Source organism: Rubripirellula tenax, assembly GCF_007860125.1.
Taxonomy (GTDB): Bacteria; Planctomycetota; Planctomycetia; order Pirellulales; family Pirellulaceae; genus Rubripirellula; species Rubripirellula tenax.
Genome location: NZ_SJPW01000002.1, coordinates 250,557 through 274,507, shown reverse-complemented (window position 1 = coordinate 274,507; position 23,951 = coordinate 250,557). Strand labels below are relative to the sequence as shown.

The 23,951-nt window shown below is 57.2% G+C and carries 20 protein-coding genes; 8 read left to right on the top strand and 12 right to left on the bottom strand.

The genetic code is table 11. From position 1 onward, the window contains the following. Positions 1-96: 96 nt before the first annotated feature. The 8 genes from Poly51_RS06790 to hpf form a co-directional block, all read right to left on the bottom strand. Positions 97-1,047 carry a cytochrome c gene (locus tag Poly51_RS06790; protein ID WP_146455687.1) on the bottom strand — a complete coding sequence of 317 codons (951 nt, stop codon included), beginning with the start codon at positions 1,045-1,047 and terminating at the stop codon, positions 97-99. Positions 1,048-1,079: 32 nt separating this feature from the next. Continuing rightward, positions 1,080-1,802, bottom strand: coding sequence for a pyridoxine 5'-phosphate synthase (locus tag Poly51_RS06785; RefSeq protein WP_146455684.1), 723 nt, complete (start codon positions 1,800-1,802; stop codon positions 1,080-1,082). 122 nt (positions 1,803-1,924) lie between these two features. Further along, entirely contained in the window at positions 1,925-3,529 is a 1,605-nt protein-coding gene (locus tag Poly51_RS06780) for an Rne/Rng family ribonuclease (protein WP_146455682.1), read from the bottom strand. Between the two features lie 2 nt (positions 3,530-3,531). Further along, positions 3,532-4,377 carry a TIGR03936 family radical SAM-associated protein gene (locus Poly51_RS06775; protein ID WP_146455680.1) on the bottom strand — a complete coding sequence of 282 codons (846 nt, stop codon included), beginning with the start codon at positions 4,375-4,377 and terminating at the stop codon, positions 3,532-3,534. A 26-nt stretch (positions 4,378-4,403) separates the two neighbouring features. Beyond that, positions 4,404-6,149, bottom strand: a complete 1,746-nt coding sequence (gene ptsP / locus Poly51_RS06770; RefSeq protein ID WP_146455678.1) for a phosphoenolpyruvate--protein phosphotransferase — start codon at positions 6,147-6,149, stop codon at positions 4,404-4,406. Between the two features lie 236 nt (positions 6,150-6,385). Beyond that, a complete protein-coding gene (locus tag Poly51_RS06765; RefSeq protein ID WP_146455676.1) occupies positions 6,386-6,691 on the bottom strand; it encodes an HPr family phosphocarrier protein in 306 nt (101 codons plus the stop codon). Further along, positions 6,691-7,170, bottom strand: coding sequence for a PTS sugar transporter subunit IIA (locus tag Poly51_RS06760; RefSeq protein WP_146455674.1), 480 nt, complete (start codon positions 7,168-7,170; stop codon positions 6,691-6,693). The genes Poly51_RS06765 and Poly51_RS06760 overlap by 1 nt, the downstream gene beginning before the upstream one ends. Positions 7,171-7,302: 132 nt before the next feature. Continuing rightward, the gene (gene hpf, locus Poly51_RS06755) at positions 7,303-7,644 is read right to left on the bottom strand and encodes a ribosome hibernation-promoting factor, HPF/YfiA family (RefSeq protein ID WP_146455672.1); all 342 of its coding nucleotides are present in this window, start codon (positions 7,642-7,644) and stop codon (positions 7,303-7,305) included. 376 nt (positions 7,645-8,020) lie between these two features. Here hpf and Poly51_RS06750 point away from each other — a divergent pair, with 376 nt between their 5' ends. The 3 genes from Poly51_RS06750 (at position 8,021) to Poly51_RS06740 (ending at position 11,090) form a co-directional block, all read left to right on the top strand. Beyond that, entirely contained in the window at positions 8,021-8,311 is a 291-nt protein-coding gene (locus Poly51_RS06750; protein WP_146455670.1) for a hypothetical protein, read from the top strand. An 89-nt stretch (positions 8,312-8,400) separates the two neighbouring features. Beyond that, positions 8,401-9,447: an agmatine deiminase family protein gene (locus Poly51_RS06745; protein ID WP_146455668.1), complete on the top strand. Its 1,047-nt coding sequence runs from the start codon at positions 8,401-8,403 to the stop codon at positions 9,445-9,447. 146 nt (positions 9,448-9,593) lie between these two features. After that, complete coding sequence (locus tag Poly51_RS06740; RefSeq protein ID WP_146455666.1) at positions 9,594-11,090, top strand: hypothetical protein; 1,497 nt, start codon at positions 9,594-9,596, stop codon at positions 11,088-11,090. Between the two features lie 51 nt (positions 11,091-11,141). Here the strand turns inward: Poly51_RS06740 and Poly51_RS06735 are convergent, their stop codons facing one another. Together Poly51_RS06735 and Poly51_RS06730 are read right to left on the bottom strand one after the other, a co-directional pair. Next, positions 11,142-12,581: a Gfo/Idh/MocA family protein gene (locus tag Poly51_RS06735; protein ID WP_146455664.1), complete on the bottom strand. Its 1,440-nt coding sequence runs from the start codon at positions 12,579-12,581 to the stop codon at positions 11,142-11,144. 123 nt (positions 12,582-12,704) lie between these two features. After that, positions 12,705-14,852, bottom strand: a complete 2,148-nt coding sequence (locus tag Poly51_RS06730; RefSeq protein WP_246114310.1) for an FAD-dependent oxidoreductase — start codon at positions 14,850-14,852, stop codon at positions 12,705-12,707. A 227-nt stretch (positions 14,853-15,079) separates the two neighbouring features. Between Poly51_RS06730 and Poly51_RS06725 the strand changes: the two genes are divergently transcribed. Further along, positions 15,080-16,639: a type II secretion system protein GspD gene (locus tag Poly51_RS06725; RefSeq protein WP_146455661.1), complete on the top strand. Its 1,560-nt coding sequence runs from the start codon at positions 15,080-15,082 to the stop codon at positions 16,637-16,639. 52 nt (positions 16,640-16,691) lie between these two features. Here Poly51_RS06725 and Poly51_RS06720 read toward each other — a convergent pair whose 3' ends face one another. Continuing rightward, entirely contained in the window at positions 16,692-17,633 is a 942-nt protein-coding gene (locus Poly51_RS06720) for a nucleoside hydrolase (protein ID WP_146455659.1), read from the bottom strand. A gap of 106 nt (positions 17,634-17,739) precedes the next feature. On the opposite strand from Poly51_RS06720, the gene trpD reads away from it, so the two are divergent. After that, entirely contained in the window at positions 17,740-18,759 is a 1,020-nt protein-coding gene (gene trpD / locus Poly51_RS06715) for an anthranilate phosphoribosyltransferase (RefSeq protein WP_146455658.1), read from the top strand. A 36-nt stretch (positions 18,760-18,795) separates the two neighbouring features. On the opposite strand, the gene Poly51_RS06710 is transcribed toward trpD, so the two are convergent. After that, positions 18,796-21,231 (bottom strand): ATP-binding protein, encoded by a 2,436-nt coding sequence (locus Poly51_RS06710; RefSeq protein WP_146455656.1) that lies wholly within the window; start codon positions 21,229-21,231, stop codon positions 18,796-18,798. Between the two features lie 207 nt (positions 21,232-21,438). Here Poly51_RS06710 and Poly51_RS06705 point away from each other — a divergent pair, with 207 nt between their 5' ends. From Poly51_RS06705 to Poly51_RS06695, 3 genes are read left to right on the top strand one after another with little or no spacing between them, the layout of a single operon-like run. Next, a complete protein-coding gene (locus Poly51_RS06705) occupies positions 21,439-22,278 on the top strand; it encodes a purine-nucleoside phosphorylase (RefSeq protein WP_146455654.1) in 840 nt (279 codons plus the stop codon). A gap of 4 nt (positions 22,279-22,282) precedes the next feature. Further along, on the top strand, positions 22,283-23,125 hold the full coding sequence (locus tag Poly51_RS06700; RefSeq protein WP_186775390.1) for a purine-nucleoside phosphorylase: 843 nt from the start codon (positions 22,283-22,285) through the stop codon (positions 23,123-23,125). A gap of 30 nt (positions 23,126-23,155) precedes the next feature. Next, on the top strand, positions 23,156-23,926 hold the full coding sequence (locus Poly51_RS06695; RefSeq protein ID WP_146455650.1) for a tributyrin esterase: 771 nt from the start codon (positions 23,156-23,158) through the stop codon (positions 23,924-23,926). Positions 23,927-23,951: the final 25 nt, after the last annotated feature.

Here is a 23,951-nt window from a genome sequence, read left to right as displayed (position 1 = left end):
GAGAATCGGGTTCGCGGGATCGATCCGTATTCTACTTCGTAAACGGCCCCTGATCGATACTGTCTGCGATTCGCGTCGGGTTACCTGTATTGCGGGTTACCTGTATTGCTCGTGGCAAGCATCGCAGCGCCCGCGGATCAGACTAACGCCCGAACGGGCTCCGTCGAAATCCGCTCGTTCGATCGCCGCGACGACTTGCTTGGACTCGCTGATCATCGCCCGGCTCAGGTTGGCGTAGTCATCGTCGTCGGCTTCGTCCATTCCTTCTTTGGTCAACACTTCGCCCAGCGCCGAAATCAGTTCTGCGTCTCGACGAACGGCGTCAACATTCTCGGCGATCGCCGCCGCGTCGCGACTGTTCCCTTCCAGAGATCCGATCAACCGCTCGGCGTATTCCATCAACGGCGAACGGTCCGCGATTTCAGTCCATACGTTTTCGGGTTCGGCATCGCGAGAGTTCAGCCCCGTGCCCGACACCAAGTCCTGCAAGTCGGCCTTGCGTAATTTTGCCTCGTTGAACACTTGCGTCGAACCGGCTTTGCAGTTGAATGCTGTTCTGGCCAACAGGTCACGGGCGGCGGGTGCGTCGCTCTTCCACCGAACGTCCGCGGAGTGTTCGTGGATGATGGCAAACAGTGTCGCCAAAACGGTCAGATCCAAACGAGCATCTTGATATCCACCGCTGTTGAACGCGCCGGGCGTTGTGACGATCGAATCGAAATGCAGACGGACTCGTTTCACCTCGTCCTCCAACGATACCGGTGAAATCAATCGCGACCACGTATCGTTGGTCGGCTCGCCATCGCTGCTGGCGACTTTCGATGCGGCCTTCGATTGCATCGCTTCGGCTGACTTGCGAAGCGTCGACAGCAATGGTCGCTCGCCTCGTATTGCCTCGCTCAGGTCGTCAAAGAAAATCCCCCGCAGCTGATCACTTGAAACTGTCGGCGCCGGTGCTCGACGTTCGCCAACACGCTTCTCTTCCGCGATCGCGGACGAACCGAAAGCAATCAACAGTCCCAATGGAATCGAAAGTCGTGTCATCATCAAACGTTTCTTGGTTAAAGGACTGGTCTAACCTACGGCGCGCAAAGATCCAAAATTCGCCGCATCTCCGAAACAGCCTCTTTCATGCCGACCATGACCGCCCGGCTGACGATCGAGTGGCCGATATTCAGCTCGATCATATCGGGCAGCTTCGCAACGTCGCGAACATTGATGTAGTTCAGCCCGTGCCCGGCGTGCAGTCGCATGCCCGCGGCGGTGACCTCGCGTCCAGCGGCGGCCAAACGGTCGAGTTCTCGTTTTTGATCTTCTCGACCTGCGATCGCGTACGGCCCGGTGTGCAGTTCGACTGCGTCGACGCCCAATTCGGCAGACGCGCGGACCTGATCCAGATCCGGGTCGATGAATAGGCTCACCAAAATACCGGCTTCTTTCAATCGTGCGACGGCGGCTTTGACGCGACCCGCATCTCCGGTCACATTCAATCCACCCTCGGTCGTCACTTCTTCGCGACTCTCGGGTACCAACAATCCCCAATTCGGTTGCGTGCGACAACAGATCGCGACGACTTCGTCGGCGCACGCCAACTCGAAATTCGTCTTCACTGTCACCGTCGCTTTCAGGATCTCGACGTCGCGATCTTGAATGTGACGTCGATCTTCGCGCAGGTGAAACGTGATCCCGTCGGCGCCACCCTGTTCGGCCAGCGCCGCGGCAACGACCGGATCGGGTTCATACGTCCGCCGAGCCTGACGCACGGTCGCGACGTGATCAATGTTGACGCCGAGTTCGATCATGGCGGAGTAGGCAACAGGTTTCAGGTGACAGGTTTTAGGAAACAGCAAATAGGTAGAGGTGGTGCAGCGTCGGTTCCAAGCAAATCCTGTTGCCTGAAACCTGACGCCTGTAAACTCCTCCCTCAGCTATCGATCTCGACGCGTTCGCCGTTTTTGTCGCGGCAATCGAGTTCGAGGTGTTCGGGGTAGAGCGCTTCGCTGCCCAGAATCTGTACGGACATCTTTCCGGTGTCTTCCAATAGCATGACGTCCCGACGCTTGCGGTTGTTCAGGTGCGCGGCGACTTGATCGTTGACTCGGATCGTGACCCGTTCGATGTGCGTGTTCTTCGACGCAAGCGCCAAAGTCCGGATCACCTCGATCGACATGCTCTCGGCCGTCTTGACCAACCCGCGTCCTTCGCAGCAAGGGCAATCGTTGTAAATGCTCCGTTTCAGACTCGGACGAATCCGTTGACGGGTCATCTCGATCAAACCGAACGGACTCGTCCGCAAGATTTTGGTTCGCGCGCGGTCCGTCGCCATCGCATCCCGCAGAGTGCGTTCGACTTTGCGGCGGTGGCTTTCTTTGCGCATGTCGATGAAGTCATTGACGATCACGCCGCCAAGGTCACGCAGTCGTAATTGACGCGCGATTTCTTTCGCCGCCGCCATATTCAGTCGGAAAGCGTTTTCTTCCGCCGAATCGTTGCCGCGGAAATTGCCGCTGTTGACGTCGATCGCAACCAACGCTTCGGTGGGATCGATCACGATCGAGCCGCCGTCACGCAACTGAACTTGGCGAGTGTTGATCTTCACGATCTCTTGTTCCAACTTGTACTTGTGGAACAGTGGCACGTCGCTGTCATAGAATTTCAGCCGTTCGACGACTCGCGGCATGCACATCTTCAAGAAGTCACGGGCCTTCTCGTACGACTCTTTTTCGTCGACCAAAATTTGATCGATGTCATCGCTGTAGATGTCCCGGATGGTTCGGATGATCAGATCGCTTTCTTCGTAGATCACGCCCGGTTCGGTCGTTGACTTGATCCGTTTGACGATCGCTTTCCAAAGTCGCAGCAAGTACTCGAGGTCATTTTCGAGTTCGTTCTCTTTGCGACCCGCTCCGGCGGTACGAACGATGAAGCCGAGTCCCTTGGGCGGGTTGAGCGCCAACAGGCATCGCTTCAATCGCTTGCGATCATCTTCGTCTTCGATCTTGCGGCTGACACCGACGCGAAGCAGCGACGGCATCAACACCAAGTAACGACCGGGGATCGAAATGTAGGTGCTAAGCGTCGGCCCCTTGGTACCAATGCCTTCTTTGATGACTTGCACCAAGACTTCGTCGCCGCGTCGAAAAATTTCTTGAATCGGAGGTTTGACACGAGGGCGACCGCCCTTGAATGCGTGCTTGGATCCACGGCCAGATTCGCGAGCTCGCTTGGCGGCCACTTCGGCCATCTCGTCCGATTCACGCATCACTTCGGCAGGGTCGTAACCGCCTTGGCGAAAGTATTGGGGTTCGACATCGCTGATGTGCAGGAATCCATTTCGACCAACGCCAAAGTCGACGAATGCCGCTTGGATACTGGGTTCAAGATTGACGATTTTGCCGCGGTAAATGTTGCCCGCAAACGCTTCGACGCTTTTGCGTTCCATGTACAGTTCTTCCAGCCGGTTGTTTTCCAACACGGCTATGCGGCACTCTTCGGGTTGCAGCACATTGATCAGCATTTCTTTTTTCATCGTTAAGCACCTCTTACGGGTGTTGGGCCGGCTTGATGCGATTGCAAAGTTTGCGTCAATCGCATGGACGCTGGCGGTGATTGTTTACGGGTAGCGATCTCGTCGAGATCGCTGGTTTCAAATTCGTTGTCCAAGTGGACGTTGGTTCGTGTGATCGTGGCTCCGCCGTCGATCCAATTGTCAAGGCTAAGCAGCGTTAACACATCGTTGGGGCGCAGCGATGCAGAGTTGGTTGCGATCAACGACAACACGATCGATTCGTCGTCGACGCGAAGTTCGTGAATCTGTTGTTGGACCACCAGCGTGACGGCCTTCTTTTTTCGCTCGATCGTGATCGATTCTTTTGACAACAGGGCGTCGATCGATTCGCCGATCCGGTTCCAATTGATGACCACGTCGTGGCCATCCACGCCGGTCGGCGCAGACACGCGATAATCGGTTCGTATCAGTTGGGCCTTGCCAAAACCGTCGGGCAATCGGGAAACGCGGTTGATCGACAGCCCCGGTTGGTTGTCGCGGACCAAGCGATTGAGCATCTCGGTGGGCGCGATCGATTCCGCCAACTCGATCTCAACGACTTCGTTGACGCCCTCGGCGCCCAGCGCCAACGCCGACGGAAATACGAACCGCGGCTTGGGTGTGAAGCCTTCGGTCATCGACAGTTTCAAGTCGGCGCGACGGGCGATCCGTTCCCACAATCGGATCATGTCTTGATGACCGATCCAACGCAGCAATCCCGTCTTTGCGAACCGCACCCGGTACCGAATGCGCTGCTGAGCGCACATCGCCGCGGACGAGTCATCGCCTGCGTTGGTCAGTTCATCGGTGGTGGTGGAAGTTTCGGTCACGAATCAAAGATTCAAAGGCTAGGGTTTTAAGTAACAACCAATTCGGGCACCAAACTGCCGAGTCGGTCGAGCAAATACATATCCACGTCGCGGGCGGCTTCGAGCTTCATGACGCGCTCGGCGATCTCACAACACTGTTGGACCGTGACGCTGCGAATCGCTTTCTTGACACGTGGCAAACTCGACGGCGGCACACTCAAGTTGCGAACACCCATGCCCAACAGCAACAGTGCCCGCGCCGGCATGCTGCTCATTTCACCACATACGGCCAGCGGCGTTTTCGATTCATCCGCGACCTGGACACAGTGGCGGATCAGCCGTAGCACTGCCGGGTCGCTTGACTGGTAAAGGTCGGCTACGGATTCGTTGCTTCGGTCGACGGCCAACGTGTACTGGGCGAGGTCGTTGGTCCCGATCGAAATGAAGTCGACTTCGCGAACAAAATGGTCGAGCATCATCACGGCGGCGGGGACTTCCACCATCATGCCGACCGGGATATCACCGCGGTACGGAATGCCCGCGTCATTCAAATCTTCGGCGACCAAGTTCAGCAACATGCGCGCTTGGCGTAGTTCGGCGATCGTTGTGATCAGCGGGAACATCACGCGAACGTCACCGTATACCGCGGCTCGCAAGATCGCACGCAGTTGGGGTCGGAACAGATCTAGGTTTCGCAGCGACAATCGGATACTTCGCAAACCCAAGAACGGATTGTGTTCTTGTTCGGTCAGCGGTCGGTGCCCCATCTTGTCCGCGCCCAAATCCAGCGTCCGAATCACGACGGGTCGACCGCCCATATCGCGAACGACTTCGCTGTAGGCGCGGTAGTGATCTTCTTCACTGGGCTCTTCGTCGCTGGACAGGTAAAGGAACTCGGTCCGATACAGTCCGATGCCATCGGCGCCACGCTCGAGTGCCGCGGCCGTCTCGTAGGGGAACTCGATATTGGCACTCAGTCGAATGCGAACGCCATCGGCCGTTTCGGCTGGCAGGTCGCGAAGTTCGGCCAATCGCTCGCTTAAAGAATTGCGTTGCTTGAGCCGTTGGCGATAATTCTTGAGCGTTTCTTCATCGGGATTGATGATGACGCGGCCGCGATCCCCGTCGACGATGACTCGGTCGCCGGCGCCGACTTGGTCCATGAATGCGCCAATTCCGACGACGGCTGGCAATTCCAAACCCTTGGCGACGATGGCGGTATGCCCGCCCGGGCCACCGGTTTCGGTCGCGAAACCGCGAACGTAGCGCCGATCCAAGTTCGCTGTTTCGCTGGGCGTCAGAACATGGGAGAGCACGATCACGGGCTCGGTCAATTCCGACATCGGCCCGCGAGTGACGGCGCCAAGTTCTAGCAGCAGCTGCTTTTCGATATCCAGCACGTCTTCGGCGCGGTCGGCCAACATCGGGTTGGAGAGTCGACGCAGCGCGGCGGCATAGTTGTGGAGGACGCGATTGACCGAATACGCCGCCGTTAGGTTTTCGTTGCAAATTCGACGCCGCAGTTCCGCATGCAAACGCGGATCATGCAGCATTTGCAACTGGGCCGCGAAGATGTCGCCGGTGTGTTCGCCGGCCACGGCGGAAGTTTCTAAGCGGCTGTTTTCCAATCGCGCCGACACGGCGTCGACGGCGGTCTGCAGGCGCGCGTACTCCTGGTCCGCCTCTTCGGCGGGCAGCATAGAGCGAGGAATTTGGTAACCATCCGCATCCAACACTAGTGCCGGACCGATAGCGACTCCTGGCGAGACAGGGATACCTTGCAGTTCGACCATCGTCGTGGGACAGACCGAGACGCACGCGCATCGGCGACACCGTTGTTCCATCGCGGGCAAGCCGCAACGAACCCGGCATCTGCATGCGAGCGGAACTGCCTAGGCAGCACTGCTTTCGTGACGCAATCCATCAAGTATTTCGTTTGATAAGTTGTAAGGGTTAGAAGAGACCAAGGCCCAGCAATGAGCTGCGCCGATGCGTCAACGACCCGCGATGTCGAATTCCTGATTCGAGATCACGAATCAACTCCTTTGGTCCCGTTATTGTCGTCGAATCCCGCCTCGAACAGTGCTGCGATTGAATCGATGGCATCCGCGGCGTCATCACCGGAAGCCGAGACGGAAAGCTCCGTCCCCTGCGAAGCACCCAGCGTCAAAAGCGACAAGATGCTTTTACAATCGACCCATTCACTGTTTTTGCCAATCATGATGGTCGCCTGATATTTGCTGGCCAAACGGACCAACAAATCTGCCGGCCGGGCGTGCAGCCCTTCGGCATTTCGGACAACCACGATTCGGGTGAGTGAGGCGTCGTTACTCATTAGCCAGACACGAACTGATTGTCGTCAGCTTCTTGCAGCAATTGCTGAATGTCATCGGGCGTCTTGCTCTGCTTCAAAAATCGACAGAACGTATCGTCGCGAAGTTGACGTGAAATATTTTCGAGCGCGCGGAGGTGATCGCCGGGTCGTTCGGGCGGGCTGATCAACAAAAAGAACAGCTGAACACGCTCTCCATCGAGCGAATCAAAATCGACGCCGCTTTCGCTGACGCCAACAGTACCCACTAGCTTTTGAACGCTGGGGTGTTTCGTGTGGGGAACTGCGACACCGCGGCCGATGCCGGTGCTGCCGAGTTCTTCCCGCTTCATGATCGACGAAATGATGTCGTCACGTTGATCGGCATTGATTTCACCGGCATCAAGCAGCGCTTGAACCAGTTCTTCGATGACCGCGTCTTTGGTTTGTGATTTGAGCTCGGCCCGAATGGCCTTGGTCGTAATAAAATCTGCGAACTTCATGGGGGGGCGATTCCTCGTCTGTGACTCTCCGGCGTCCCATCGAATCTGTATTGCCAAGGATTGAATCCGAAGGCAAGACACGGCCGATTGTGTTCCCGATCGGGCTGGGACTAAGAGAGCGTGCGGTAAATGTCAATCTTCGTCAGCGACGACCGGATCGATATGCTTGTGTCCGGTGGCTCGGTGACCAGTCTTCTTTTCTTTTAAACGGCGTAGTTGCTGCTCCACTTTCGGGATCACTGCATCAAGTGCCGCGATCACGGTGGTGGCCTCTGCGGTTGCCAAACAATCCTCGGCGTGTTCTGCCGAAACGATGACTTCCACCGAAGGCTTGTCGAGTTGTTTCAGGTCAATCGTCACTTCGATGGCATTGATCCGATCGTATAGTCGGCGGAGCTTTTCCACCTTCTCGACGATGAGCGGTTGATCTCCGGGCTGCAAACTGCCGTGACGTGCCGAAACGTTGACCTGCATGTTGCCTCTACTCCATCGGTGATTTGAACGTCAAGTTGCCCAGGTTGCCCTTCAAGCAAAGTCGAATGAGGCAAGTCGGAACAACTCCTTTTTCTCTCTCATTAAGCATAAGCGACATCGTCGCCCAGGAATAGCGATCCTTTTGCACTATCTGGCACGCCACTTTTTACGGACGCGGCGATCCCTAAGAACGTCACAAAATGCGGTAAATTCTGCATCCAGCCGCTCGACTTGTCGCGGCGGCGACTCTCGTGTTATCCACGGCTCGATCACGCGAGAGCCTCCCCGTGACAAAAACGCCGGCGGCATGCTAACTTAGGGAACGAACCGATTCCATTTCTGTGGATCCGCATTCCTCGAACCCCCCGCTTGATCCATGGCCCGCAAGGTCGTCAGTCGCAAGGCAAAAGCTGCCGAGGCCGAAGCTGCCGAAAAGCTAATTACAGACCAGAAGACCAAAAAGAAGTCCTCCAAGCGGACCAAAAAAGCCGCTGCGGACGTCCGATTGCGATTGTACTGGGGCGTGTTCAGCCAGAACCTCAAACGCGTCGCCGTCTTTGAATTCGACCAGAAGAAAGACGCCCAAAAACGAGCCGAAGAATTGAGCAAAGGCGGCAAATCTCCGCACTTCATCCAAAAGGTGAAGGAAGAGATCAAACCCGAATAGTCTGGCCATCCAAGCTCGAAGATTCGCCGGATGGGACCTGCTCGCATTCGACGGGACTGCTCGCTTTATTTGATGTGCACCGGATCGATATGAACGCACCGCAAGAACTGCCCGCCGACTTGCGGGTGCCCGCCGAGTGGGAACCGATCCAGTGCGTTTGGTTGGCTTGGCCGCATTCGGTCGACACGTGGCCCGGACGCTTCAACGCCATTCCCGCTTTCTATGTGGATTGGGTTCGAAAAATCGCCCAGTCGACGCCCGTGCGAATCTTGGCATCGGGTGAAGTCGCGGCATCGTGCCAGGCTGCGATCGAGGGGATCGCCAACATCGATATCGTCGATATCCCGACCAACGACGCTTGGATCCGCGACTATGGTCCGACGTTCGTCGTCAATCGTCACAGCGGCAAGGTCCACGCCGTCAATTGGCGGTACAACGCGTGGGGCGGGAAATATCCGCCTTGGGATGACGACGATGCCGCGGCGCTGAAAATCGCCGGGGACCAAAACCTTGCCGTCGCGACCAGCCGAATGTGCGTCGAGGGCGGCGCGATGGAGTTCGACGGTCGCGGACGAATGCTGACCACACCTGGGTGCCTGATCACCGAGGCCCGGAACCCAGGCTGGACCAAGGCTCAGATCTCGCAAGAACTGCACCGCCGACTTGGCGTCACCGAAATCGTATGGTTGGACGGTGGTGGACTGGACGGTGATGACACCGATGGACACATCGATCAACTGGCCCGCTTCATTGACCCGGAAAATGTCGTCGTCGCAGTCGCCGACGACGAAAACGATCCCAATCACGCTGGCCTAGAAGACAATTTTAGGCAACTGCATTTGTGGAGCGACGCCACCAAACCGCGAGTCAACGTCCACCGATTGCCGATCCCACCGGCCCGCGAAGTGTCGGGCCAACGTGTGCCCGAAAGTTATTGCAATTTCTTGCGATTGGGCAAGGATCGATTGTTGGTTCCCACGTTCGGCGCAGGCACCGATGATCACGCGATCGGGATTTTGGGCGAATTGAGCGGCATCCGTCCCGAACCGATCGATTGTCGCGAATTGGTGTGGGGACTTGGGGCGCTGCACTGTGCCAGTCGCGAGCAACCGGCCGCCTCGAAATCGATTCCGTAAGTATCGTTGATTCGGCCTGCGACCAAGCGGGGCACACACCTGGGTGTCCCGACTATAGTTCTTTCACGCTGTCGGCTTGTTTCCCCGTTTCGTGAAGTGGTTTGAAAATGTTGTTCTTGCGTAGATCCCTGGTGGGATGTTTTTTGATGCTTGGCCTAGTGGCTACGGCAGCGGATCGCGACGAATTGTTGAAGTCGGCCGCCGGCATCAATTTTTCGGGACCGACCGACTATGCCTCAGAGCTTCCTTTCGTTGACGTATTTCGAACGTCCCGCAAATGGATTTCTCAAACCGAAGGCGCGGGCTGGGGACAGGGCCCCGAATTGGAATTGGATCCCAGCGGCTACGTCACCAGACTGGCCAAAGACGCGTGGGCCGAAACGCCGGTTTGTAATATCGAAAGCGGTCGTTACCCCAGCGGTATCTACACGTTGATGCACGACGGTTCAGGGCGGATCGAGATCGGTGGCGCAGGCTCGATCACGAAACAGAACGGTCCAGGAAACTTTTCCGTCAAGGTGGATGCCAGTCGTGGCCCGATCTGGGTGCGCATTCGCGAGGTCGAACCGGGCAATCACATTCACAACATTCGGCTAGTCATGCCGGGTTTCGAAGGCGTCTATCAAGACAATCCGTGGCGGCCCGATTTCTTAGCGATGTGGTCGTTGATGAAGGCCTTCCGCAGCATGGATTGGCAACACACCAACAACTCGACCATCACAAACGCCGACGACTTCCCGTCGATGGACGACGCCAATTGGACCGAGCACGGATTGCCGCTGGAAGTGATTTGCGACTTTGCCAATCGCACGAACCAATCGCCTTGGGTGTGTGTGCCGCACTTGGCGACTGATGAAGCGGTGCGTCACATGGCGACTGTGATTCACGAATCACTGGACAGGGGCCAATGCATTGTCGTCGAGTATTCCAACGAAGTTTGGAACGGCCAATTTTCGCAGTGTCACCACGTTCAGGAGCGCGGCGTCGAATTGAAACTCGCAGCGAAATCTTGGGAAGCCGGTTGGAGTTATACGGGCAAGCGTTCGATCGAAGTCTTCAAAATCTTTGAAGACGTTTTCGGCGGAGCCGAGCGTTTGATTCGTGTGCTGCCGTCGCAATCGGCAAACGCCTATGTCGCTGGGCAGATCGTCCAAGCCGCGCTCAAAGATGGGGAAGCCGATGCGATCGCCATCGCGCCGTACATGGGCATGAATGTGTTTCCCGAAAAGATCGACGAGACACTTGCCCTTGGTGTCGACGGCATCTTTGAAAAAGCCCGTCGCGAGATTCTTCCCGAAACGATCGGACACATCCGCGATAACTACCGCGTCGCCGAACAGAATGGGCTGGCATTGATGGCCTATGAAGCCGGTCAGCACTTCGTCGGCATCGGCGCGGCGATGGACAACGAAAAGTTGACCAAGTTGTTGCACGACGTCAATTCCGACGATCGCATGGGCGATCTATACCGCGACTACTTGGCTGCTTGGCAAGACAACCACGGTCGGCTGATTTGCTTGTTCGCATCCACCGGCACTTGGTCCAAGTACGGCAGTTGGGGGCTAACGCAATTCGCCGACGAAGATTCAGAATCTTCGCCGAAGCTGAAAGCCGTCTTGGACTGGGCGGGTACAACGCAGTAGCCCGCACCAGGCCAATGGATCAGTAAACCAGTGGATCAGCAAACCAGTAGATCAAACGATCTCGGGGACTTCGTAGCCCTTTCGGTATTGGCGACGCAACATCGCGTTGGCCGTCTCGCTACCTTCACCGGTGAACTGTTCCGTCTTGGTGTCCAGCGACAGCAACGGACTGACATGAATTTCATCGCTGGCCAGCGACATATCGTATGCCTTCAAGTGATCGGTCATTTCGCCCAACAGCGATTCCCACTGAGGGTTATCGACTGCACTAACGCGATCGGGACTTGCCGATTGACCGGCGCGAAACGCGATGTTCGCTAAGTTGCACCATCCGGTACTGTCGTTGCCGATTGAAATGTCTGCATTCAATAGCGAACGATCTTGCGCACGCACCGCCTCGATGAAGTTGGCTTGATGTTTCACATCGCCGCTGCCTTTGAACGTGCGAATTTTCTTTCCGTCGTTGTCAAACGCCGTGCCGCGCCCGCGTTGACCTTCGTACCGACCGCCTTCGCAATAGGCGACGTAGCCGCTGTCGGGGCCTGGTTTCGAGGGCGACTTTTTACCGCCCGGTGCGGCTGGCAAATTGGATAGCCCGATCACAACCGGAATGTTCCCGGTGTCGAAGTACGCAAAGTGAACGTTGGGCGACTGGCCCGCATCGTTGTAAGCAATTCGGCCGCCACCACCGAGGATCTGTTTCGGAAGCGAAACGGAATCTTGGAAAACGGTGTTACGGACATCGTCCAAAACGTGAACGCCCCAGTTGCCCATCTCGCCGCTGCCGGTATTCCAATCCCAGTGCCAATCGTAGTGCAAGTTGTTGCGAAAGATCGGTTGGTCTTGGGCCGGGCCGAGCCACATGTCGTAGGCGACATTCTTGTCAATTTCCAGCGGCGTGTCTCGTTTGCCGATCGGTCCACGGATGCCGTATCGATTGACTCGCGCCGATTGGATTTCGCCGAGTCCTTTTTCTTCATGTAGAAACTTTTTGATCTCGGCCTGCATCGGGTCCGAACGTTGTTGAGTTCCGATTTGACAAATTTTGTTGTACTTGCGCGCCGCTGCGACGGTTTGCCGACCTTCCCATTGTGAATGCGAAAGTGGTTTTTCAACGTACACGTCTTTGCCCGCTTCCATCGCCCAAATCGCGGCCAGACAGTGCCAGTGGTTGCACGTCGCTACGACGATCGCATCGATGCTGTCGACGGCGATCAGGTCGCGCATGTCTTGGAACGTTTCGGCTTTCGAGTACTTCTTTTTCGCCGCCGCTAACCGGCCTTCGTCGACGTCACACAGTCCGGCGATGTTGACGCCGTCGACCTTGCTGAATTGATCCATCAACTGTCCGGCGCGACCACCGCAACTGATGAAACCCAGATTGATTTCGCCGTTCGCGTTAGCTGCTCGCAACACGCTTGGCGACGACGCCGTCGCTGCTCCGGCGGCCACCGCGGTGACGAGGAAATGACGGCGGTTCAAACGGTTCATCTTAAAAATTCCGTGAATGGGACTGGGCGGGATGTTGGATCTTCTTGCGAAGGACACTCATTCTACATCGTGGCCGAATCAAGTTCGCGTTGCAGCGGGGAAAACCCGATTTTCGCCGCACCGCTATTCGTCCAATTTCCGAAACTGGACAGCATCAATCACAACGAAGCCATCGGTGTCCTGGGTGTCGACACGAACCACGCCGGAATCCGTAAACGAAAAAATTCCCAAGTCGACGAAGAGCCCATCGACCGATGGCCGTTGACGTTGGTTGATCCGAATCGTCGTTTCACCACCATCGTGGACGACGGTTACGGGAACCTGGGTGGCGCGATTCGAGTTGGGCGGATAAGACATCCGGACTCGGTAGCGTCCGGTATCCAAAGGAGTCTGAAACGTAGCCGAAATTCCTCCGTCGGCCATGTTTCGGTTGTGACGATACCCCGAGTCCACAAAGGGTTTGTTGGTATGCGACGGTGTCCAGGCGCCCTTCAGAATCGCCCGCGAGTCATCGATGACAACGCCTTCCATTTTATTGGAAGGATGTTCATCGGTTGATTCTAGTTCCAGCACCTGGCCGTCATCGACCAACCGCTTCTTGAGCGTCTCGTAGGGTAAGTCTTGGACTGGCTGATCTTGGTCGATGGACAAACAAGCCGCAGTCGCCGCCGATTGGCCCAGAACCATGAAAACGGGCTCCATGCGAATCGACCCGAACGCCATGTGACTTGAGGACACACAAACGGGAACGAGCAGGTTTTGGCACTGAGATTTCTTAGGAACGATGGACCCAAACGCGATCTCGTACGCACGCGGCGTGTGTACACCGACGTCGCCTTCGTTTTGGACCCATCCGTCCGGAGTGACGTAACGTTGGACGTTGTGAGAATCGAGCGTGTAAGATCCCATGCCGATCGAATCGGGCGTTGGCTTTTTGTCCAAGCAGTCATGCTCGGTCATGATGTATTCACCAATCATGCGACGTGCTTCGCGAACATACAGTTGATGTGGCCATCCGTCGGTGTCGGGGAACTCGTCTTTGGGGAGTCCCCACTTTGACATCGCGTTGCGAACCTCGGCGGGCACTCTGGGATCGTTCGCCATGAAGTACATCAAGCCCTTCTGGTACGTTTCGTGTTCGGCAATGATCTCGCGACGTCGATCATAGTCTGCATCGGGATAATCGAAGTTCATGCCGATGTTGTCAGTACTGAAGGGACCATGGTTGTTCGTGTCGGTTTTATGATTGGGCATCCGATCGAATTTTTTGAACTGATCGCGCCATCCCGATTCAAAAACTCGCAACAATAATTCGTACTGGGATGCGTCATAGCCGGCGGGGCGCGGGAACGGTCGACGGTTCGCTTCGACGTTGGTCAAGCACATCCGGAAACAATACGCTTGGACCCGATTATCGCCGTCGGCGAAATTGCCGGGTGGATCGGCGCTGATTCGCGGCAACAGTCCGCTGGCCGGATCATTGGGCACAACGTAGGGTGAAATCGGCTTCGCAAAGAAGTGAGCATGGTGGAACACGCCGGTTTGGACACCGCCAAACGATTCATCGTATTTCTTGGCCGCCTCTCGTCCGACGTGGTAATCGATGCCGGCAGCGGCCATCAGATCGCCTTCGTACGTCACGTCGACGAACATCTTGCCACGGTACGTTTGACCGCTTTGGGTACGAAAAGATTCGATCCGCCCGTTTCGCATCACCACACCGCCGGGCGATCGATCGATCCATTGATCGCGAAAGACGGGGATTTGATACTCGGCCATCCAGTCGTCAAAAATTTGCTCGGCAACATGAGGCTCGAAGACCCACATTGTCCCGCCATCGCCGTCAGGGCCCGGTGGACTTTGATTGCGCGTGCCGAACTCCGATTGCGGTTGCCAATTCCACGCATCGGGGTTTTGGTAGTGTTTCCAAACGCGATGATAAAAATCGCGACTGAGTCCGCCAACGGCATTCTTGTTACCCGAGTCGGTCCATCCCAAACCGCCGGATGTCAAACCGCCGAGGTGCTTGTCGGGGCAGACCACGATGACCGACTTGCCCATCCGTTTCGTTTGAACCGCCGTCGTGATCGCTGCGCTGGTGCCACCATAGATGACGACGTCGTAGGCAACGGCATCGGGCGTATCAGCAAACAGCGACGACGTCGCGATCGGCATCGTCGTGACGGCGATGCCGAAAAGCAGCGACCGAAAGCAAAGTCGACTGAGCGCGAAAGCGGAGTGCAGTGAAAGCAAAGAGCGAACGTGTTTCACGACGCGACCACCTGGGCGAAATGGGGCATTGGGTTGGTAAAAGCGGCGGTTATCGTAACACGCGGGCGAACGGTTTGCGGGAAACTGAATCAACGAAACCGTGAGCGCTCGCTTCTTTTGACGAAATTGTCGCGATTCGCGTTTGGTCAGGTGCCGATACTTCTTGCGGTGGACTGGTCCGATTATTCGGATCGAGCCAATTGTGAGGTTTTACCCGTTAGTGATCCATGCACCTGATTCGAGCATCCTTGTTGGGCAGAGTCGCGTTGTTTTGGATTGCTTGCTGCGCGTCGATCAACGCCCAATCACCGGCGGGCTATACGGGTGAAGCCGCGACGGCGCCGTTCGTTTTGGATCCTCAAAGCCAAGTCGTCTCAGCCTCGGAGATTCCCGATTGGTTGAAGCTGGGAACGATCGAGCAGGTGGACGCACAGGTCGACGCTGCCGAAGTCACGGCGTCGGCGACGCTGCAGGTGGCAGATCTGATTCGGGTGAATCGACCCGCGCCCGTCGAGGGTGTGGATCTGTCGTCGGCCGATGATCTGGTCACGTTGATCGCAACCGGTGCAGAGTTAACTTCGGTGCTGCGGATGATTGCCGACCACCACGGATTGAATCTGGTCGTCGCGCCCGACATCGCCGGCCCGGTCACCGTCAGCATTCGTGGCGCGCGGTTGGACGAAGTGCTGGATGCCATCTTGGGTGTCGCCGGGTTTTCGTGGCACCGTGTTGGGAATTTGTTGTACGTGACGGGCGCCTCGTCGGCTGGCATGGACCCGCGTGTGCAGGGTCGATTCTTGCAAGTCTATCCGCTGGATTACGTCGCCGCGAAAGATATCGAACCGGTGGCGACAAGCTTGCTGTCGCAAGTCGGCAATGCCTTTGCCAGCGAAGCGGCGCCGGCGGACCAATTGCGAACTCGCGAAGTGCTTGTGGTCGAAGACACCGCCGCGGCGCACCAACGAATCGCACAATACATTGCCCAGATCGATGTGCCACCGAAGCAAGTTCTGATCGAAGCCCATGTGTTGCAAATCTCTTTGACCAATGAAGAAAGGCACGGCGTCGACCTGCTTGCTATGGCGCGAGTCAACAACAGCGGCATTGAATTGCAAGGAACGGGATTCACCGACGGATCGACAACCGAACCAACTGTTGCGCTGCGGATCAAGGGCAACGACTTGACCGGATTGGTGGAAATGATCGAGTCATGTACCAATTCGCGGACACTCGCGTCTCCAAAGTTGTCGGTCATCAATCATCAAGAAGCGAAGATCCAGATCGGCCAACGATTGCCTTATTCTGTTTCGACGACGACGCAAACGACGACGGTCCAGTCCGTCGAGTTTCTGGAGGTTGGTATCGTTTTGACCGTGCGTCCGGTGATCACCGATGACGGAAATGTGCTGATGACGGTGCTGCCCAAAGTTTCCGGTGGCAAGATTCTGCAGAACGGCTTTCCGGAAGAAGAAACAACCGAAGTGCAGACGACGATCATGATTCCCGACGGTGGCGGCGTTGTGATCGGTGGCCTGATTCGCGAAGAAAATCTACAAAGCCAATCGATGATTCCGTGGGTGGGGAAAATCCCGATCCTGGGGCACCTGTTTCGACGTAAAGCCGAAGAGTCTCGCCGCAACGAACTGGTCGTCGCGCTGGTCACGCACGTGATTCACGACTGCGTCGGCCCGCGACAACAAGAGATCATCGGTTTCGAGGAAGCGGTTCCCGACTTCGCCACTCGCGAACTGACCCGGATTCCTTACCCGAGCGGCTTGGTTCAGTAACCTCGGCCCAGTAACCTCGGCCCAGTAACCTCGGCCCAGTAACCTCGGTTGATCACGTTTGTTGTCCGGCGTACCGCATCAATCGCTTGATTGCTGCTTGCACTTCTTCGCTGTCGACTTCGATTGCGACTTCCATATTCATGGGCCACTCTGGACGCAGTCGTTGGTCGAATACGGTTTGACCGCAAGTCAATTCGCCTCGCGTTTCCACGCGGCCGGCCATCGCTTCCCATTGAAACAGGTCCGGTTCAACAACGCTTAGCAACGTTGTCGCGTCATAGAGTGGGATCAGTTCGCGACCCAATTTCTGGTGCGCGGTGCGGAACGCAAACGGCAGCAACTTGTGCAACAGCATCCCCGCTCGGGTGAACTTCGACGGCAAGTCTTCCAACAAATCAACGCCGAACAGAACCTCTTCGGTCACGTCCAGCGGCACCAGACTTTTCGTGGTCGCGGATGAAAAAATCTCGCTCGCGCTGATCGGGTCAAAGAAGATGTTGCGTTCGGCGACTGGCGTGGCGTTTCCGGGATACCCGACCGACCCGCCGCTGATCACGACGTTGTTGATCAGCGGGATCGCCATCGGGTCACGACGGCATAGCCGAGCCAAATTGGTCAGCGGTCCCAAACACACCAGCGTGATTTCGTTGGGGTTTTGGTGGACGAGATCGCCGATGATTTTCTCGCTGGCCGTCGGATTCTGGCGTCCTGGGGAATCGAAAAGAAAATCGCCCAGCCCGTTGCTGCCGTTCAAATGGCTGTCGTCTAGCACGGGAGCCCCTGTAATCGCGGTGGCCATCCCGATCCGCGGATAGCGGGCGGGATCGAGATGATGCACGATCGCCGTCACGTTTCGGGTGGCTTGGTCCGCCTCGACCGTTCCGGCAGTCGATGTGATCGCCAAAACGTCTAAACGAGGGTCAAATAGGGCGATCGCGATCGCAATGGCGTCGTCGATTCCCGGGTCACAGTCGATGATAATCTTGCGGCTCATCGCTAAAGTCTAGAATTATCGCGTTGTTTCAGCGACCCCGAATTTTGGGCGTCCGTACGCTTTCCTTTCTCTGCCGTCCGCCACCACCAACGACGACCATCCGCCGATGTCCGAAAACGCTCATTCCGCTTTCCCAGCCGCCATCCGCCAGGCCGTCGCAGGCGAAGATCTCTCGGTCGACCAGACCAGCGACCTGATCGACGCAATGCTGAGGGGCGAAGCCGGCGATGATGTCGTCGCCGAATTGCTGTTGGCACTGCGGGCCAAGGGGGAATCCGTATCCGAGCTGGTCGGTGCGGCCCGCGCGATGCGGCGACATATGACGCGGATACCTCACAAACACGATGTCCTTTTGGATACCTGTGGCACCGGCGGCAGCGGTAGCGGCACGTTCAATATCAGCACCGCTGTCGCGATCGTGGCCGCCGCCAGCGGTGTCGCCGTGGCCAAGCATGGCAACCGAAAAGCGACTAGCCGTACCGGATCGGCCGATGTCTTGGAAGAACTGGGCGTACGGATCGAATCGGATGCCGACGCGGTCGCCGAGCGATTGGATGCGATCGGTATTTGTTTCTGTTTCGCCGCCAAGTTGCACCCAGCCATGCGGCACGTCGTCGGAGTACGTCGCAAGTTGGGCGTCAAGACGCTGTTCAACTTGTTGGGACCGCTTTGCAACCCGGCCGGCGCCACCCACCAATTGCTCGGCACGTCGTCGCCCGATGCACAAGCGAAGGTCGCCGCGGCGATCGCCCAGCTTGGCACCACACGATCATTCGTGATCCACGCGTCGGACGGTCAAGACGAAGTCTCGCTCGATGGAGTCACGACCGCCATCGAAGTCCAAACCGAAGGCAAGAAGACGCTGACTTGGTCACCGCAGGACTTTGGGCTTTCGCCTTGCACGGCCGACGCTTTGGCAGCGATCGACCCCGCCGAGAGTGCATCAATCATCTCGCGGATCTTCGCGGGCGAACCGGGACCCACGCGCGACGCGGTCCTGGCGGGGACGGCGGCGGCGCTGTTGTTGGTTGGCAAAGTAGCCAACGTCGGTGAAGGGGTTACGCTTGCGGCTCGCAGCATCGATGCCGGTATGGCGACCGCGAAGTTAGAGCAACTGCGAGGCTAACGCCCAATCCGCCTGACCCCTCAATACATCGGACCCTCAATACATCGGCGTAGCGATTCCGCTTCCATCGACTTGCCAGGGGGTCCACAGGATGATCGGGTCGGTGACCTTCAAATCGCTTTTTCGCGGAGGGATCGTCAACGATTCGAGCTCCCAATCCTCGACTCGATACTTGTCGCCCAACGCCTTCAGTTCTTCGTTCAGTTCCGCGTCAAGATCTTGCATGTCCATCGCCAATTGCTTCAGAGTCTCTTCAGCGCGAACAACGTCGCTTCGTTGTTGCGCGGCGCGGCTGGCGCCTCGCGCCGCCGTCGAAACTTTTGACACGTTGGTGCGGCTAGCGACCTTGTTGCCCAAAAACGCACCCAAGATCGACGCGCCGACCGAAATGATCGATGACATTTTCGCCTGATTGTATTGCTCGGCTTCGCGGTCCACGCGATCTTGCGCAGTTTGCATCTTGTCGTTGATGGCCTTCATCTTGCTCGCGTATTTGTCTCGCAATTTTTCGGTTTCCATGTCGAGCGCTTCCCGGGCCGACTGTTTGAAGTGGTTGCGAGCTTCTATTTCTGTCGATCCGGCCGGCGCGTATTCCTTGATCAGCGGACCCTTGTACAAAGTCATCGTGTGGTGACGGTACAGATAGTCCTTGAACTTTTTCTCGAACGATCCGAAGTTGGACTTGCTTAGCATTTCGGTAGGCAGATCGGCGAACTGGTATTCCGCGTCGGGTTCGCTGGAAACGTCCGCGTCGACCGGCATGGGCTTACTGGTTTCCCACAAGTCGTCGGGCACGCCGTTAGCGCAGGACATGATCCGTTTTTCGTCGATCCAGGTATCCACGTCGGCGCTACTGCGAACATAGTGCAGCGATCCTTCGGCATAAATGGACGGTCGATACACCAAGCGTGAATCACTCGCCGCAACGACCATCGGTGCCAAGAACTTTTCTTCGACGCCTTGGGGAGCGACCGGACGTGACGGAGTCGCCGATTGTCCTTGGACCGATTCGCCTTGGTCAGTCGTCGCTTTCTCCATTTTGGATTTGCGATCCGCCATCAGCCGCACGATCTGGTCACGCGCAAGGGGACCCGCCAAGAACGACATCGCCCAACGAGTCTGAAACACACTGGGGCCGTCATCGTGAACGTTGTTCATTAGAAAGACGCGATTGCCCAGCGAGGCCAGCATTTGTTCCATTCGGTTTCGGTCGAACGGCTTGCCCGACTGGACTGCCGCGCCTTCGAGTCCTTCCAGCACGCGCGCCTTGTCTCGTTCGGTTTGCAATCGTCCCAAGAACCAGGTGCCGATGTTGGACAAACCCTTGTAATCCAAATCGACGGGGTTCTGGGTCGCCAACGTGATGCCCAATCCGAATGCGCGGGCTTGTTTGAGCAGCGTCAACATCGGTGGCTTCGTCGGCGGATTCTTAACGGGCGGAAAATACCCGGCGACTTCGTCCATATAGAACATCGCACGCAACGAACTGGTGCCGCTCTGCGTTCGCATCCACGCGAGCAATTCATTCAACAAGATCGTGACGAAAAACATCCGCTCGCTGTCGCTCAGGTGGGCGATCGACAGAATCGTCAGCCGCGGCTTGCCCTCCGGCGTATACAGCAGATTTTTGATCGACAGCGGCTCGCCGTCCAACCACGTTGAAAAGGCCGGTGACGCCAGCAGGTTGTTCAGCGTCATCGCCAACTTCGACCGATCCGCGGCCGACATGAACGAATCCAAATCCAACACGCCGACTCGCTTCAGCGGCGGCGATTGGATCAAGCCGATCAAGTCGCCAATCGAAACATTGCGGCCCTCTCGCCAGCAGTGGTCGAAAATCGATGAGATCAAAATGTGTTCGCGGGAAAGCAGCGGGTCCGCTTCGATGCCCAGTAGCGTTAAAAGCCCCGACGCTGCGCCGGTGACACGTTCGCGCATCGCGTCGCTGTCGCCGAGCATTTCCTTCGGCGGCGCATCGAAGCTTTTGAGCACCGTTAATGGCAGTCCCGTGTTGCTGCCCGGCGTGTAGACGGCGATATCGACAGCGTCCTTGAACTTGCGAACTCGTTCCGGCGTTTGGCCCCACGACGCGAGTCCCTTTTTCCACATTCCGGCAGTGTCGGTCGCCAACTCGTCAAGCGTTTTTCCCTTGCGAGCTGCATCGGCCTGTTCCAACCACGGCTTGAAATCTTCGGGACGCATATCGGGAAACGTCAATAGCAAGTTCGCTAAGTCGCCCTTGGGATCAACGCAAATTGCCGGAATCCCGTCGATGGCGGCTTCTTCAAGAAGCGATAGACACAAGCCCGTCTTGCCGCTGCCCGTCATTCCGACACACATCGCGTGCGTGCAAAGGTCTTTTGCGTCATACATCAGCAGGTCGTCCTTCAAGACGCCGCCGGTCAAGTCGTAGTGACGGCCTAGGTAGAACGAAGCGAGCTTCTCGAAAACTTCGGGGCTTGGTGCGGGCATGGGAGCGATGGTTTCAAAGATCTGGTGACAGGTTTCAAAGACACATGGTTGCGCTCTGTTGTAGCGGATGGGTGGCAGGCTGGTGAACAGGCGATGATCAGCATCCCCGACACACCGCTACAATCATTATCCTTGTCGTGGTCTAATTTTCGTGTTCGCATTCCACGTGTCTCTTGTTTCCGTTCATGCTTCGATCGCCCATCCGCCATGCTTGACCTCTACGACAAAATCCAGGAATCCGCCGCCGCGATTCGCAGTCAGTTTTCCAGCATCCCCAAAGTCGGCATCATCCTGGGAACCGGGCTGGGCGGAATTGTGGAAGAGATCGACGTCGAGGCGTCGATCGAGTACGGCGATATCCCCCACTTTCCGACATCGACGGCAACCAGCCACCGCGGACGTTTGGTGTGTGGGAAGCTTGCCGGCGTACCCGTCGTCGCGATGGAGGGACGGTTTCATATGTACGAGGGGTACCCGCTGAAACAGATCACGTTACCCGTGCGCGTCTTCAAAGAACTCGGCTGCGAACTGATGATCGTCAGCAACGCATGTGGCGGATTGAATCCGTACTATCGCGGGGGCGACATCATGGTCATCGAAGACCAAATCAACTTGATGGGTGACAACCCGTTGATCGGCATCAACGACGATCGACTGGGACCGCGTTTTCCTGATATGTGCGAATGCTACGATCCAATGTGGGTCGATCGAGTCATCCAAATCGGGCGAGATCTAGGCCAGGGGCTGCACAAAGGAGTGTTCGTTGCCGTCGCCGGTCCGAACTTGGAAACCCGCGCCGAATATCGGTTCCTGCGAACGATCGGGGCCGACGTGGTTGGCATGAGCACGGTTCCCGAAACGATCGTTGCCGTCCATTGTGGATTGAAGACGATCGGGCTGAGCGTGATCACCGACATGTGTTTGGCCGACGCGTTGAAGCCCGCGAACGTCGACGAGATCATCGCAACCGCCAATGAAGCGGCGCCGCGATTGGTGTCGGTCGTCAAAGGCATCGTCGGGGAAGTCGGCCAGACTCGGATCGCCTGATTTCATGCTCACAACGAAAGCTGCCGACTTCATCCGTTCCGAACACGATCTGCGTCCGGTCGTGGCCATCATCCTGGGCAGCGGACTGGGTGGCTTGGCCGAAAAGATCGAATCGCCCACGGCCATTCCCTTTCACGATATCCCCGGCTTCGGCACATCAACCGCCGCCGGCCATCGGGGCCAGTTGATTCTGGGCACAATCGAATCGGTGCCGGTCGTAACGATGGCGGGACGTTTTCACCGTTACGAGGGTTGGTCGAACACCGAAGTCGCGTTCCCGGTCGCAGTGATGCACTCGCTGGGATGCAGATCGCTGATCGTCAGCAACGCGGCTGGCGGTGTCAGCCCCAAGTTGCGCGTCGGCAACATCGTCGTGATTCAAGATCACATCAACTTGATGGGCCCGCACGTTGTCGACCGTGAAGACGCTTCGAACCGTGAAAGGAGCGTTCAGCTCGATCCGCCACATTTCACTCGGCCGGCGAACACTTACGATCCAATTCTTTCCGCCACGGCCTTGGGGGTCGCGATCCGGGAAGGCTTCGACGCCTATCCGGGAACGTACCTCGCAACACTGGGCCCCAACTACGAAACGCGCGCCGAATATCGGATGATGCGTCGGATCGGCGCCGACGTGGTCGGAATGAGCACCGTACCCGAAGTATTGGCGGCTTCATCGCTGGGGATGCGGATCCTTGGGCTGTCCATGGTCAGCAACGTTGCCAACCCCGACCAAGCGGTAAAAGCAAATCATGAGGAAGTGCTGCACGCTGGTCGCGCTGCAGAGGTTAAGATGGAAGCGATTGTTCGCGGTGTCTTGCGGACATTTCTTAGCACCAGCCTCTAATTTGTCGTTCGTTCCATCGGTTTACCCGTCATGACTGGCGATCCCGCAAACAGAGCCGAAACACCTTCGTCCGCGGGCGATATACTTTCGTCGCCGGATCATACGTTCTTGATCCAGGAACTCGGAAACGAACGATTGCGAACATCGATCCTTTCGGTTCAAGCCGCGCCCGACGACGAGAAGCTGACCCAGGTCCAGATCGTCGGTGCTGCGGGCCAGCATTATGCAATGATGCGGATCGACCATCCGGTTCGGATTCAAGTCGACGGACCACTGGGCGATTACGCGTTCGCTTGGTGTGGCCAGCTTGATGTGCGTTTGACCGGTTCGGTGGGAAACGGAATTGCGGAAGGCTTGGTCAGCGGCGCCGTTCGCATTCGCGGCGACGCGGGCGTTGGCGCAGGAGCCACCATGTCGGGTGGAACGCTTGCCGTCTATGGATCGGCCGGCGACCGATGTGGGGCGGCGATGCGAGGCGGTAACATCTTCGTCCGCGGCAATGTTGGCGACGAATGCGGCGTGGGTGCACTGGGTGGCATGATCGTCATCGGAGGCGACGCAGGCGAACGTGTCGGCGACGCGATGAGCAACGTAACGGTATTCATGCGAGGCAAGGCAAAAAGCCTGGCCGATGGAGTCGTCGAGGCGCCGCTACGGAAGCGAGAGCAATTGCGACTGGGGTTGTTGCTGATCAACGCATCGATTCGTGGAGATGCCAAAGAATTTCGGCGAATTGTTCCCGAAGCAATGTTGATCGCCGAGGAAGCCAGTCGGGGCGAAGTGAACCCCAAGTGGCGCTAGTTCGCCCAACTCTTTACCGGCACAA